We start from the raw sequence: 13,314 nt of genomic DNA on the forward strand, positions 1-13,314 counted from the left end.
GAACCGTGGACCCCGCCGACGACGACCTCGACCGTCCACGCAGCATCCCGCTGTCCGCGCTCGAACACCACGCGTACTGCGCCCGCCAGGCAGCGCTGATCCACGTCGAGTCGTACTTCGAGTCCAACGTGGACACCGTGCGCGGCGACCTCGCCCACGCCGCCGTCGACCGGGGCGGCGCCGGCGAGGACCGGCGCGGGCAGCGGGTGTGGCACTCCCTGCCGGTGTGGAGCCACGCGCTGGGCCTGCACGGGATCTGTGACGTGGTGCGGTTCGACGCGGACGGCCCGACACCCGTGGAGCACAAGTCGGGGGCCTACCGCCCGGGTGGCCCGGCCGATCTGCAGGTGGCGGGCCAGGTGCTGTGTCTGCGGGAGATGTTCGACGCGCCCGTGCCGGTGGGTGTGGTGTTCTCCAACGGGGATCGCCGCAGGCACGAGGTCGTCGTGGACACGGCGTTGGAACAGCGGGTCGTCAACACCGCCAACGCCCTGCGCGAGCTGCTGGACTCGACTGACCTGCCCGCGCCAGTGCACGACGCCCGGTGCACCCGCTGCTCGCTCCGCCCCGGATGTCTCCCCGAAGTCCCCGCCCAGGTCCTGGGCGGGTTGTTCGCTCCCCGACCACTCGGCGACTGGAATGACTGAACTGCTTCGCACTCTCTACGCGACCACACCCGGCACCAGCCTCCACCTGGACGGCGACGCCATGCGCGTGGTGCACCCCGAGCGGCCTGGCCGACACCTGGTGCCGCTGGTCCGGATCGACCACATCGTGGCGTGGAACGGCGTGGCGCTCTCGGAAGACCTGCGGCACCGGTGCGCGGCGGACGGCCGCTCGGTCACCTGGCTCACCCGCAACGGCCGTTTCCTGTCCCGCTCCAGCGGACCGCAGAACGGCAACCCGTTCGTGCGGCTGGCGCAGTTCCGGGCCTACGAGAACCCGGATCGGCGGCTGGACCTCGCCCGCGCCTTCGTCGCCGGCAAACTGCACAACTACCGGCAGTTGGTCCTGCGCGCCGCCCGCGACTGCTCGGGTGCCCGACAGGCGCGGCTGCGCGAACTGGCCGACCGGCACGCCGACGCGCTCGGGGAGCTGGCACGAACAGCGGATCTGGCCCAGGTGATGGGGGTCGAGGGCCGCGCCGCCCGCAATTTCTTCCAAGGCCTGGACGTGATCGCGCCGGGCGCGGTCGCCGGCCGCACCCGACGGCCACCCACCGATCCGCTGAACTGCCTGCTGTCCTTCGGGTACGGCATGCTGCGGGTGGCCGTGCACGGCGCGTTGGAACACGTCGGCCTGGACCCGTTCCTGGGTTACCTGCACGGCATCCGCCCGGGCAAGCCGGCACTCGCCCTCGACCTGATGGAGGAACTGCGCCCCCTGCTGGTGGACCGGCTCGTGCTGACCCTGTTCAACCGCAAGCAGTTCACCGCCAAGCACACCGAGGAGCTTCCCGGCGGCGCGGTCCAACTCACCGAGGACGGCAGGAAGTTCTTCCTGGAGGAGTGGACAAAAGCCAGGGAACGCCCCTGGCCGCACGCCGGCCTCGGCCGCGACGTGCCAGCGGCCCTGCTGCCGCTGGTGCAGGCTCGGCTGCTGGCCCGGCATCTGCGCGGCGACAGCGACACCTACCTGCCCTGGACGGTCACCTGATGGATCTGCTGATCACCTACGACGTCAACACCACGACGCCCGAGGGACAGCGTCGGCTGCGCCAGGTGGCCAAGACCTGCGAGGGGATCGGCCACCGCGTGCAGAAGTCGGTCTTCGAGGTCGTCTGCGACCAGGTGCAACGCCTTCGCCTGGAAGCACGCCTGCTGGAGATCATCGACGCCGACAACGACTCCGTGCGCATCTACCAGATGAACCACGGCGCGTTCGAACTCGCCAGACACCTGGGCGCCGCCACCGACCCGGACCACCGAGGCCCTCTGATCGTCTAGCGCTTCGGAACCCCAAGCGTGGTACGACACGCCGGGAGGTCCCGAACCCACAGGCGGCGCGTCGTCCCAGTACTTGGGAACAGCCACTCGTGTCGAGGAAGGAGAACACCAGTTTCCCCTGACCAGTCAGGGCAGCGCCGGGCCGCCAGGCCCGGCGAGGATCGCAACCCCGACCACTCCGCCCGTGCCGTGCTCCCGCCCGGGCAGCGCCGGGCCGCCAGGCCCGGCGAGGATCGCAACCACCGGGCGCTGTGGCGGGCCGCGCACCGCGCGTTGGGGCAGCGCCGGGCCGCCAGGCCCGGCGAGGATCGCAACCCCGACCACTCCGCCCGTGCCGTGCTCCCGCCCGGGCAGCGCCGGGCCGCCAGGCCCGGCGAGGATCGCAACTCGGGCCCGACGACGACGAAGACGCGCCCTGGTCGGTGGCAGCGCCGGGCCGCCAGGCCCGGCGAGGATCGCAACCTGCTGGCGACCGTCCAAAGTGCTCCAGAGGACTGGCGGCGCCGGGCCGCCAGGCCCGGCGAGGATCGCAACCTCGACTACGCCCACTCGTCCGGCTTCTTGGAAAAGGCAGCGCCGGGCCGTCGGGCCCGGCGAGGATCGCAAGGTCGTTCACCACGGCAAGGGTGCCAACGGCAAGACGTGGCGCCGGGCCGTCAGGTCCGGTGAGGATGGCAACAACTGGGCCTATGTGCTGGCTGGTGGCTGCCGGCCCAGGGGCGCAACACCTGGGCCGGCAGTGCTGGCAGGGGCGCATGCCGTGGTCGGCGGCGAGGGGCCGAGCACGGTCGGACGTGCCCCGACGTGACCAGGGTGTCCAGCGCGGTCAGCCTTCGGAGCCGGGCGGGTCAGCCTCGGCCGGGGTGGGCTGGCCGTTGGTGAGGGCGGGCGGGCCGTCGGCGAGGTCGGGGGCGCCGAAGTGGTCGCGGACCAGGGCGGCCATGTCCTCGCGGCCGGCGGACTCCAGGAGTCGGGCGAGGTGGTGGCCGAAGAGGGGCTGGGTGGTGGGGTCCGCGCCGGGGAACACCTCCGCGGCGACCGCGGCCAGGTGGTCTTCCCAGGTCTGCTCGGTCTGGTCCAGTTGGTACACCGGGCGGCCGGTGGCGTCCACGCCGGCGGGAACCAGGTGCTGGAACATGGGCTCGACCTCGGTGCCGTTCGCCGCCGCCGACAATTGGGCGAACACGCCGATCAGGCGTGCGGTCTGCTCGACCTGGTCGGGGTGGCGGGACAGCCACCACACCATGGTGCTGGCCGTGCTCGTGAGCACGTCCTGGGTCAGGTAGGCCCGCTGGCTGCGCTCCCACGCCCGCTGGTCCTCCCGGTCCGCCCACTTCCGCCGCAGGTCAAGGTGGTGCTTGACGATCTGGAGTTCCGACGGTGACACGTACAGGCGGACGTTCTCGGCCATTGCCCGCACCTGGTTGGTCGGGTCGGACCAGACCACGCTGAGTTCTGCTTGCAGGCGGGAGCACACGAACTCGTGGTCGGTGAGCAGTGACTGGCTGGTGATGGCCTCGGCGCGCTGCTTGATCAGGTGTTCGGCGACCGCGGCCGGATTGGTGGGTCCGGTGCGGGCGTGGCCCACGCCCACGGCTGTGGCCGACTGCCAGAGCACGTCACAGGAGAACCGGAAGAAACATCCCTCGGTGCTGCTGCGCATCGGCGTGCCGGAGATCGCGAGCCGGTGGATGTCCAGCACGGGTGCGGGTGGCGGCGCGGTGGCCGCTACCGCGACTGTCTGGCCGAAGAACCAACGCCTGACCTGTGGTATCGCCGGCAGCGCCAGCATCGGGACGATCAGGACTGGCTGGGTCACCACCAACAGCACGAGCACGAGCAGGTAACCGGTGATGGCGAGCACCCGGGTGGCGTCGCCCTGCAGCTTCACGACTGGCTGGTTCACCTGACCCCCGCTCCCTGACCGAAGTCGGTGCGCTGACCGGCGGTGCTGGCGGCCCCGGCGAGCGCGTGGGGGATTCCCAGCGCGCGTTCCACCTTGGCCTGCACCTGGGCGGCGACCCGCTCGTAGGCGGTGGTCGCGTCCACGACTCGTCCACTGCGGACGAGTTCGGCCGCCACGGCGTACAGGCGGCTGAGGAACCGGGTCTGGTTGTCGCAGGACTCGACGAGGATGTCGAGCAGCTCGTCCGTCGCGTGTGGACTGTCGGCGGCGCGCAGCCAGTTGCCCAGGTGCTGGGCCGGGTTGAAGCCGTCGGGTTCACCCGCCCACGCGTGCCGCCAGGCCGTGACCAGCAGCGGCCGGGTGTGCCGCTGCCACTGCTGCGGCCGCTGCTCGCGTTCGGCGAGCGCCTGTTCCGGGCCCATCAGCCGGAGGAAGATCTCCACGTCGCGCGGCTGGACCTCAACCGTCTCGTCGGTGAGCGCGGCGGCGAGCCGGGTGAGTTCCCGGTGGCGGAGCCGGTCGTCCTCGGCCAGGTCGACCAGGGCCTGGGCGGCCAACTCCGCGATCCGCGCGTCCCGGTTGCCGGCGAGGTGGTGCAGCCGGGCCAGCGCCTGCTCCGGGTAGGCCGCGCTGAGCACGCCGGCGCAGACCGCGATCACCGGCTCGGCCAGTTCCGGGGAGAGGGTGGGCCGGCGCGACCAGGTGTAGACCAGTTCGCGGAAGCGCCGGCCGGCCGTGGGGTGGGTGACGCCCTTCTCCAGGGCCCGGACCGCCATGTCGGGCAGCCGGTTGTCCCTGGCCTTCGCCCAGTACTCCGCGACTCGCGCCAGGTCGTACACGCAGTCGTGGCGCAGGCACACCGCCGCGTACCGCTCGGCGATCCGCAGCCGGTCCTCCCTGGTCAGCCGGACGCGGGGCAGCCGGGGGACCTGTTCGACCCACCGCCGGGTGAGCACGCGCAGGCCGGGGTAGTCGCGCCAGAAGTGCTGGAGCACCGCGTCGCCGTACTCCAGCCTGGTGAACGAGACCCGGCCGGCCTCGGTCACCGTGGCGCCGACCTCGGCCAGCCGGTCGGCCAGGCCCCGCTGCGCGAGCGGGTGGCCCGGTTCGTCCGCGTCGGACGTGATGACCTGGCGCAGTGCCTCGTCGGCCACGTGCACGGCATCGGCGGACGCGCCCTCCAGCATGGCCGCGGCCACGATCAGGCTGCGCCAGCGTGCGTCCTGGTGCCTGCCGAACAGCTCGGCCAGTTCCGCGCCCCGGTTGGCGTGCACCTCCAGGGCGGTTCGCAGGCAGGCGGCGAGATCACGGTCACCCGTGTGCCGCGCCGTGGCCCAGGCCTCACCCACCAGTTGGGCCAGGCGCTCCACGTCGCCGACCCGCTCGGACCGGCACACCCGCCGCACCTCGGGGGCGTCGAGTTCGGCGTCGTTGACCGGAACGCCGGCCGCCCGCAGGTGCGCGAGCAGCACCTGGGTGCCGTCCGGCCGGCCGATGCGCACCCGGAGCCGGTGGAGGTCGTGGTCGAGCCACTGTTCGCCGCGCTCGGGCAGCACCACGACCAGCTTGCTCCTGGTCGCGGTGACCTGCGCGTGGAATGTCTCCAACTCCCGCTGTACCAGGCGGAACGTGTGCTCGTCCTGTGTGGACAGATCGAGCAGCAGTCGTTCGCCCGGCTGGATCTCGTGCGGGTCGAGCAGCAGCGTGCCGTCCGGGTCCTGCTCGGCGGTCAGCTCGCGCAGGCGCGTGCCGGTGAGGCCGGTGTCGACCAGCAGCATGGTGGCGCTGGTCCGGCGGCCGGCTCCGGCCGGGCCGGCGAGCAGCACCAGGCCGCGCGTGGTGAGCGCGGTGGACGCGGCGTCGTAGTTCTCGGGTCGGACGAACCGCGGGCGGAGCCAGTCGATGCGTTCCGCGGACACCAGCCGCAGGCTGGCGGTGCGCCGGGCCTCCTTGGCGTACTGCAGGAAGACCTGGTACTTGTCCCGGCCCACCTTGTCGCCACTGAACTCGTCGACGGCCCACGACTCGTCGATCTCGGTGTTGATCTGCTGTCCGCTGCCGGTCTGGACGTTACCCTGGCTGCCGGTGTTGACCGGGCCGTGGACCTCGCCGATCTCGCCGATGCCGTGGCTGGTGGGGGAGTCGGCGCTGTCGTCGTCGGGCTGGTCGGACCGGAGGACGGCCTGGGCACCCGCGAGCGGCTCGGTCACTTGTTCCGCCCCCGCTTCGCGCTCGCCCGACCCGGCCGGCCGATGCCGCCGCGCACGTCGGAGCCGGTCACGTTGTTTCCGGAGAAGTCGCCGTTGAACTGCTGCCCGCTGCCGGTCTGGACGTTGCCCTGGGTGCCGGTGTTGACCGGGCCGAGCACCTGGCCGATGTCACCGATGCCGCCCGTGCGGTGGTGGGTGACGTCCCGGGCCTGGCTGGCCAGTCCGGTGACGCCGCTGATCCCCGCGTGGGCCGGGGCCGGGGCGGTGTCGGTCGCCTCGGCGTGCGCGGGGGTCGCGGCTGCCGGTGCGGCGCTGTCCAGGGTGAAGCCCTCGGTGAGCAGGCCGCCGGACGGGCGGGGGACGTGCAGGTACGCGGTGCCCTGGTAGGTCTTCACCTGGACCGGGGCGGGCACGAACTGGCTCTCCGCCAAACCGGTGTAGCCGGCCGCGACGACGTCCTCGTAGGCGCGGGCGGAGAGGATCGCGGCGACCAGCGTGACGTCCGGGTTCGACCGGTCCAGCAGGTCGCGGACGGGCTGGGCGTCGAGCAGGCGGTGCGTCTCGATCCGGGCGTGCCCCTTGCCGTCGCCCACCCGGTTCTGCCCGGAGTCGGTCAGCGGGCCCACGCTGATGCTCACCCGCATGCGCAGCCGCTCGTCGTGCCCGGCGCGGGGCGCCAGCCGGTGGTGGTACTCCAGTTCGCTCTGCAACCCGGCCAGGAACGGGTCGACCAGCAGTGGGAGGTACTCGGCCGGCAGGCCGACGGCGTACCCGTCACCGGTGCTGTCCGGAAAGGTGATCTGCTGCCAGACAAAGCCGCAACCCACCCGCTGGAACGCGTTTTCCAGGATCAGCGGCACGGACTCGCTGAGGCGTTCGTGGTGCACGCCCTTGTTTCCGCTGAAGTCCTTGATGTCCACCACGAGCACCGCCCGGTAGGGCGGCAGCGTGGTGAACGCCGGGGTCGAAGGGGATGGCAGGTCGCCCACGACTGGGTTCCTCCTCGCAAGTACGCGCCGGAAGTCGGCTCGTCGGGATGTGTGGACGCCAGCGTGGCCGCGATCGCGCGGGGAGACTGTCCGCGATCGGACAGGGCGGAAGTGGTCTGGGTCACTCCCGGCGGTGGGTGGTGTCAGGGCACGAGCCCGGCGTGCCGGCGCAGCGCGCTGGGGTCGGCCACCACCAGCCGGGGCCCGGGCGCCAGCACCCCCTCGGCGCGCAGCAGTGAGATGGCCTCGCTGACGGTGCTGCGGGCCAGGCCCAGCGACAGGGCCAGCGTCTCCTGGGTGAACGGGATGCGCCAGGGGTTGGCCAGTTCCGGCCCGGCCAGCGCGACCAGTTCGGCCATCAGCCTTGCCATCCGGTGCAGCGGCTTGAACTGCACCAGTTGGACCCGGTAGGGCACGGTCTCGAAGAGCTTGTACTTGACGTAGTCGGTGAAGGCCGACTGGAGTTCGTTGACCACCAGGAATCTCCGGAACGCGTGCCCGAACAGGAAAACCGCGGTGCACCGGTCGATCGCCTGCACGGTCGCACTGCGGAACTCCGACTCCCTGGACGCCATCTCGCCGATCAGCTCACCGGGGCCGCGCAGTGCCAGCAGCAGTTGCGAGCCGTCGTCCTGCCGGCCGATCACCATGGTCCGGCCGCTGGTGAGCGCGAGCACGAACCCGCCGGCGGCGCCCTGGCGGACCAGCTCCTCGCCGGGGCGGTAAACCCGGGGCACTCCGCTGTCCAACAGCGCCTGCCACGCCGACTCCGGCACCAGCCGGCGAAAACCGCGACGAGCTGACTGCGCTCCCTGGCCGGACACACCCTCCTCATTACCGGATCCGGCCACCGCGGACGAGCCACCACCGCGCTGGTTCGCACGATGGGAGCAGTGGACACCGAATCAGCGGCCGCGGCGCACAGGGCAGCTGCGGCACCATCACCCAACGTCGCCTGGTGCACAGCAACAGGTCGCGGGCTGCCCGGGGTACCGGGCGGCAGTCGCGGGTCCACCTGCCACACCAACCGCATCCCGGATCTTCGACGCGGTGCGCACCCGCTCCAGCCGGTGGTTCATGGTGTCCACCAAGTCCGTGGCGGCCCGGATGTGCTTGGCCCTGCCTATTCTTACCGTGCGTAGCAAATCATCCACGAATGGCGTACCAGGGAGAGGAATCCCATGGTTTTCTCACGGCTGCTGCGGGCGTTCGGAGTCGGCGGCCCGTCAGTCGAGACAGTGCTGGCCGACGCGCACTGCCGGCCGGGTGGCGTGCTCACCGGTGAGGTGCGGCTGGCGGGCGGCGACGCCGACGCCGACATCACGCACATCGCGCTGAGCCTGGTCACCCGGGTGGAGCGGGACGAGCACGGCGGCGAGGGCAGCTCGGGGGTGGAGTTCTTCCGCGCGGTGGTGGCCGGGGCGTTCCGGCTGGCCGCCGGCGAGCACCGCAGCATCCCCTTCCAGTTGGCCGTGCCCTGGGAAACCCCGCTGACCTCGGTGTTCGGCCACCACCTGCACGGCATGAACCTGGGCCTGCGCACCGAGGTGTCCGTGGCCGGCGCGGTCGACCCTGGCGACCTCGACGCGGTCTCGGTCGAGCCGCTGCCCGCGCAGGAGCGCGTGCTGGAGGCGTTCGGCCAGCTCGGTTTCCGGTTCAAGGGCGCCGACCTGGAGCCCGGCCACCTGCACGGCGTGCACCAGGAGCTGCCGTTCTTCCAGGAGATCGAGTTCTTCGCGCCGGGTGAGTACTCCGGCCGGATCAACGAGGTGGAGCTGACCTTCGTGGCCAGCCCGCACGAACTGGTGGTGGTCCTGGAGGCGGACAAGCGCGGCGGCCTGTTCCAGTCCGGCGGCGACGCCATCGGCCGGTTCCACCTCGGCATGGACGAGGCCGGGCACACCGACTGGACCAGGCACGTGCGCGAGTGGCTGGACCGCGTGGTCGGCCTCCGGTTCAGCGGTCACCACGAGCACGGCTACCACGAGCACGGCCACCACGGCTACGACGACCACCACGGCGGCGGCCCTGGCATCGGTGGCGTGGTGGCCGGCGCGGCGCTCGGCCTCGCCGGCGGCTTCGTCGCCGCCGAGGTGATCGACGAGATCGGTGACGCGTTCGAGGGCGACGACGAGGACTACGAGTACGACGAGTGAGTCGCTGACCGCCTGACGCCGAGGGGTGAGCACGGGGACGACCGGTGCTCGCCCCTCCTGCTGAACCGGCCTGACCACGCGGTTCCGCGCTGCTGGCGGGGCGAGGGCAGCCGCTCGCGGGCGCCGGCTGGCCATGCCCGTGGGCTGAGGTGTTCAACCTGCTGTAGCAGCTCAGTCACACTTTGGGGTTCACATCGTCACTCGATCGAGTGACGATCACGGGGATGTTCCCTGCACTCGGGAGGACCCCGTGTTCCACACCCCTGCCCGTTCCCGCCGCCGCTGGGCAAGCCTGCTGGGCGGTGGCCTGGCCGCGGTCGCGCTGTCGCTGAGCCTGACCACGACAGCGCAGGCCACACCGCCGAACATCCCCAGCACCGCGACAGCCCAGTCCGAGCTGAACGCCCTGACCGTGGCCAGCGAGGGCTCGATGACCGGCTACTCGCGCGACCTGTTCCCGCACTGGATCACCATCTCGGGCAGCTGCAACACCCGGGAGACCGTGCTCAAGCGGGACGGCTCCGGCGTGACCACCGACTCGTCCTGCTACCCGACCTCGGGTTCCTGGTACAGCCCCTACGACGGGGAAACCTGGACCTCACCGTCCGATGTGGACATCGACCACATCGTGCCGCTGGCCGAGGCGTGGCGCTCCGGCGCGAGTTCCTGGACCACCAGCAAGCGCCAGTCCTTCGCCAACGACCTGACCCGCCCGCAGCTGATCGCGGTGACCGACAACGTCAACCAGTCCAAGGGCGACCAGGACCCGTCCACCTGGAAGCCGTCCCGCACCGCCTACCACTGCACCTACGCCAAGATGTGGATCCACACCAAGTACTACTGGGACCTGACCCTGCAGTCCGCCGAGAAGTCCGCCCTGCAGACCATGCTCAACACCTGCTGACCACCTGAGGCGGCAGCTGCCCCGGGCCCGGCTGGACCACACCCTGCCCAGCCGGGCCCGTCAGCCGGCCATGGCACGCAGGTAGTCCTGGGTCTCCGGATCCACCGAGTGGACGACCACCCCGCGCATGCCCCGGGTGAGCAGCACCTTGTAGGTGTTGCGGATCAGCGCGTCGAAGTGCACCGGGTCCGCCTTGCGGACGTACGGGTCCTTGGAGTGCTCCCGCCGGGCCACCCACTCGCCATCCCGGCGGACGAAGTCGTTGCCGAAGATCACCCCGGCCCAGTCGTACTCGAAGCCCTGTGCCGTGTAGACGCACCCGACCTGGCCGAAGCCGCGTTCGTCACTGGCCCAGTACAGCGATTCCGGCGCGTCCGGCACCCGTTTGCCCGGCTTGGCGTTCCACGGCCGCGTCCAGTCGCCGATGCGCACGTCGTCCACCAGGGTCTTGACGCCGTCGCGGGTTTCCGGGTCGCTCCACGGCCAGCAGTAGCCGGCCGCGATCCTGGCCGTGCTGCCCTCGTGTGCCCGCTGCTGGGCCAACAACCAGGCCTCCAGCTCAGCCGGGGACTCGGCGCTGCGCACCACGAACTCGTCGTCCTGCCTGGTCACCAGGGTGGACCAGGGCAGCGCCCGCTGTCGGCTGATGCCGAGCAGCCGGGCCACCCAGGCGTCGTAGAACTCGGAGCCGCCACACCGGAACTGCCCGCCCAGGTGCACCACCTCGACCCGGCAGCCGGCCGCCTCCGCCGCCGCCCTGATCTCGGCCAGCGACCCCATCTCGCCCGGTCGCACGATCTGGTTCTCGTCCAGCAGGAACACCGGGACGCGGGCGGCGTCGATCAGCTCCTCGACCTGGCGGCGTGCCCGGGCGCGAGCGGCACCGGAGGTGAACCGGTTGACGCTGGTCTCCCTGATCCGGTGTGCCTCGTCGCAGATGAGCACGTCGAGCCCGAGCGGCTCGGCGTCCATGAAGTTGTTGAAGTACTTGAACATCGCCTGCACGCGTCGGTCCCGCCGGCCGGCGTGCTTGCGCATGGTGCTGGTGAACGCGCTCGACCCGGTGGCGTGGTAGGCGGTGCGGCCCTGCCTGGCCAACTCGCCCAGCAGGCTCAGCGCGATGACGCTCTTGCCCGACCCCGGTCCGCCGAGCACGACGACCGCGGTCTGCACCCGGGACGCGCGCGCCCGTTCCACCGCCCGCATCACCAGGCGGTACGCCACCTGCTGCTCGTCCAGCAGCACGAACTGCTCGCGGTGCTGGATCTCCTTGGCCGCAGCGTTCAGCAGGGGCTTGGACGGCGCGTGGCGCAGGCTGAGGAAGCTGTCCGCCGCGCCGCGGGCGGCGTCCCGGGTGGCCGCGTCGGTGTTGAGCAGTGCCCGTAATCGGCTGATCAGCTCGGCCCTGTTGTCCATTGTGTACAACTGGCCGAACTCGTCCATCCGGTACTGCTGGATGCGCCAGACGCCGTCGCGGTTCGCGTTGTGCAGGTAGGCGAGGCCGTGCACGGATCCGGGGTTGTCGGCCAGTGCCGGCGTGGCGTCCACCAGGTACTCGCAGTACCGCCGCACCTGCTCGACCGGGTGCAGCACCGGCTCTGCGTAGTGAGGGACCTGAACCAGTTCTTCCTCACCGTCGTGCGGCTCGGCCTTGGACCACTGCTTGAGTTCGACCAGCACGTAACTGGGTTCACCGCGGCGCGGATCAACGCCGCACAGCACCACGTCCACGCGCTTCGGGCTGTGCGGGAGCTTGTGTTCGAGCAGCACCTCGACGTGCCCCAGTCCGGCCTCGCACACATCGGTGAGCAGGGCGGGCAGGCTGTGCTGCCACGACCGCACCTCACCCTGGCTGACCCGGGCCTCGTAGCTGATCCGCGCTTGCTCCGCGAGCACGGTGTGTAGCCTGCCAGCCTGGGCCTCGGAGAGCAGATGGGCGGCGCTCTGCCGGACAAGAGGCACTTCTTCCCCCACTTGGGCACGTGGAACACACGTGCGGGTGGGGGCAGCGACGAGGTGTCGGTTGACGTCACGCTCGGTGCCCGTCGGGCCGCAAGGGAAGAGAATAGCGGGCGATCACGGCGCGGTTGGCGGAATATCCGGATTCGGCTGAGCGCGGCGGGGCGGACCCGGCCGGTGGTGGCCGGCTCGGGTCCGCCGGTGTGTGCTGCTGGTGCGGATCAGCTGGTGGTGTCGATGTTGGTCAGGCCCTTGCCGGCGCCGGTGACCGTGTTGTCGTCGTACACCACGTTGGGCTCGTCGTCGCACTTGGACTGGTTGGTCACGTTGATCGCGTAACCGTCGGCGCCGCCCAGGTCGGAGTCGTTGGCGCGGAAGGTGTTGCCGCAGCCGTAGCCGTCCAGCGGGCTGTGCGTCTGGTAGCCGTCGAGCAGGGCGCCGTCACCGCTGAACGTGCCGGTGTTGCCCTCGATCAGGTAGTCGTTGCCCTTGGCGTCGATCCAGGAGTCCGCGGAGTTCTCGCCGGCGATGCCGTCCCCGTCGAAGGTGTTGCCCCTGACGACACCGTCCACGGTGCCTTCCTTGATGTCCACCGCCTCGGCGGCGACACCCGGGCCGATCCTGTTGTTCAGCACCTGGTTGCGGTCGCTGCGGTCGGGGCCGCCGTCCTCACCGTAGGAGTCCCAGTTGCTCTTTGCCGAACCCAGGTAGACGCCCTCGCCGTACTCCGGCTTGACCAGTCCGGTGTTGGTGATGCGGGAGTTCCGGATGATGTTGTCCGAACTGGCGCGCCGGAAGTGCACGCCCTCCTCGTCGATCTCGGACACGGTCACCTTGTCGATGACCACGTGGTTGGAGTTGTCGAGCACGATGCCCTTCTTGGCCTGGCGCACGGTGAACCCGGTGAGCTTCCAGTGCGCCGCGCCGTCGAGGTGCAGGCCGTAGCTGGTGTTGGTCAGCACGGCGTCCGCGCTTCCGGTCAGGGTGATCGGTGCCTTGGCCGTCCCCTTGGCGGTGGCCACGAACTTGCCCTCGTACTCGCCGGACGCCAGCTTGATGGTGTCGCCGGGCTCGGCGTCGGCCAGTGCCTCGACGAGTTCGTCGGCCGTGCTGACCGAGATGACGGCCGCGGTGCCGGGCGCTGCGGCCGCCACCCCGGTGGCGCCGGCGACCACGGCCAGCGCGATGCCGGTCGTGGCCAGGACGGTGGGACGTGACGCACGGATCACAGGTGCCCTCCTCAC

Annotated in this window: 11 protein-coding genes and 1 CRISPR repeat array; of the genes, 5 read left to right on the plus strand and 6 right to left on the minus strand. The window is 71.1% G+C overall.

All coding sequences use genetic code 11. The annotated features are described in order from the left end of the window. Nucleotides 1-5: 5 nt before the first annotated feature. From cas4 to cas2, 3 genes are read left to right on the plus strand one after another with little or no spacing between them, the layout of a single operon-like run. Nucleotides 6-647, plus strand: coding sequence for a CRISPR-associated protein Cas4 (cas4, locus tag LX83_RS18405; RefSeq protein ID WP_253772975.1), 642 nt, complete (start codon nucleotides 6-8; stop codon nucleotides 645-647). Continuing rightward, a complete protein-coding gene (cas1c, locus tag LX83_RS18410; protein ID WP_253772978.1) occupies nucleotides 640-1,656 on the plus strand; it encodes a type I-C CRISPR-associated endonuclease Cas1c in 1,017 nt (338 codons plus the stop codon). The genes cas4 and cas1c overlap by 8 nt, the downstream gene beginning before the upstream one ends. Further along, on the plus strand, nucleotides 1,656-1,946 hold the full coding sequence (gene cas2, locus LX83_RS18415; RefSeq protein WP_253772980.1) for a CRISPR-associated endonuclease Cas2: 291 nt from the start codon (nucleotides 1,656-1,658) through the stop codon (nucleotides 1,944-1,946). Before cas1c ends, cas2 begins: the two co-directional genes overlap by 1 nt. Before the next feature lie 129 nt (nucleotides 1,947-2,075). Then, nucleotides 2,076-2,554: a CRISPR direct-repeat array (repeat unit 40 nt; unit sequence GGGCAGCGCCGGGCCGCCAGGCCCGGCGAGGATCGCAACC). A gap of 218 nt (nucleotides 2,555-2,772) precedes the next feature. Here cas2 and LX83_RS18420 read toward each other — a convergent pair. From LX83_RS18420 to LX83_RS18435, 4 genes are all read right to left on the minus strand, one after another. Next, nucleotides 2,773-3,852 carry a hypothetical protein gene (locus LX83_RS18420; protein ID WP_253772982.1) on the minus strand — a complete coding sequence of 360 codons (1,080 nt, stop codon included), beginning with the start codon at nucleotides 3,850-3,852 and terminating at the stop codon, nucleotides 2,773-2,775. Beyond that, on the minus strand, nucleotides 3,849-6,062 hold the full coding sequence (locus tag LX83_RS18425; protein WP_253772984.1) for a hypothetical protein: 2,214 nt from the start codon (nucleotides 6,060-6,062) through the stop codon (nucleotides 3,849-3,851). Before LX83_RS18425 ends, LX83_RS18420 begins: the two co-directional genes overlap by 4 nt. Then, a complete protein-coding gene (locus LX83_RS18430) occupies nucleotides 6,059-7,051 on the minus strand; it encodes a hypothetical protein (protein ID WP_253772986.1) in 993 nt (330 codons plus the stop codon). The genes LX83_RS18425 and LX83_RS18430 overlap by 4 nt, the downstream gene beginning before the upstream one ends. 143 nt (nucleotides 7,052-7,194) lie before the next feature. Continuing rightward, nucleotides 7,195-7,875 carry a Crp/Fnr family transcriptional regulator gene (locus LX83_RS18435; RefSeq protein WP_253772988.1) on the minus strand — a complete coding sequence of 227 codons (681 nt, stop codon included), beginning with the start codon at nucleotides 7,873-7,875 and terminating at the stop codon, nucleotides 7,195-7,197. 357 nt (nucleotides 7,876-8,232) lie between these two features. Here LX83_RS18435 and LX83_RS18440 point away from each other — a divergent pair, with 357 nt between their 5' ends. Both LX83_RS18440 and LX83_RS18445 read left to right on the plus strand, forming a co-directional pair. After that, entirely contained in the window at nucleotides 8,233-9,207 is a 975-nt protein-coding gene (locus LX83_RS18440; protein WP_253772990.1) for a sporulation protein, read from the plus strand. Between the two features lie 292 nt (nucleotides 9,208-9,499). Continuing rightward, nucleotides 9,500-10,111, plus strand: a complete 612-nt coding sequence (locus LX83_RS18445; protein ID WP_253773528.1) for an HNH endonuclease family protein — start codon at nucleotides 9,500-9,502, stop codon at nucleotides 10,109-10,111. 60 nt (nucleotides 10,112-10,171) lie between these two features. On the opposite strand, the gene LX83_RS18450 is transcribed toward LX83_RS18445, so the two are convergent. Then, nucleotides 10,172-12,007 (minus strand): DNA/RNA helicase domain-containing protein, encoded by a 1,836-nt coding sequence (locus LX83_RS18450; RefSeq protein ID WP_407649611.1) that lies wholly within the window; start codon nucleotides 12,005-12,007, stop codon nucleotides 10,172-10,174. Nucleotides 12,008-12,291: 284 nt separating this feature from the next. Then, on the minus strand, nucleotides 12,292-13,299 hold the full coding sequence (locus LX83_RS18455; RefSeq protein WP_253772994.1) for a right-handed parallel beta-helix repeat-containing protein: 1,008 nt from the start codon (nucleotides 13,297-13,299) through the stop codon (nucleotides 12,292-12,294). Nucleotides 13,300-13,314: the final 15 nt, after the last annotated feature.

The sequence above is a fragment of the Goodfellowiella coeruleoviolacea genome (assembly GCF_024171785.1).
GTDB classification, from domain to species: domain Bacteria; phylum Actinomycetota; class Actinomycetes; order Mycobacteriales; family Pseudonocardiaceae; genus Goodfellowiella; species Goodfellowiella coeruleoviolacea.

Bases quoted from the DNA above. Each gene is read 5' to 3' on its own strand.
- cas1c (WP_253772978.1), top strand. From the start codon at position 640: ATGACTGAACTGCTTCGCACTCTCTACGCGACCACACCCGGCACCAGC.
- cas2 (WP_253772980.1), top strand. From the start codon at position 1,656: ATGGATCTGCTGATCACCTACGACGTCAACACCACGACGCCCGAGGGA.
- LX83_RS18440 (WP_253772990.1), top strand. From the start codon at position 8,233: ATGGTTTTCTCACGGCTGCTGCGGGCGTTCGGAGTCGGCGGCCCGTCA.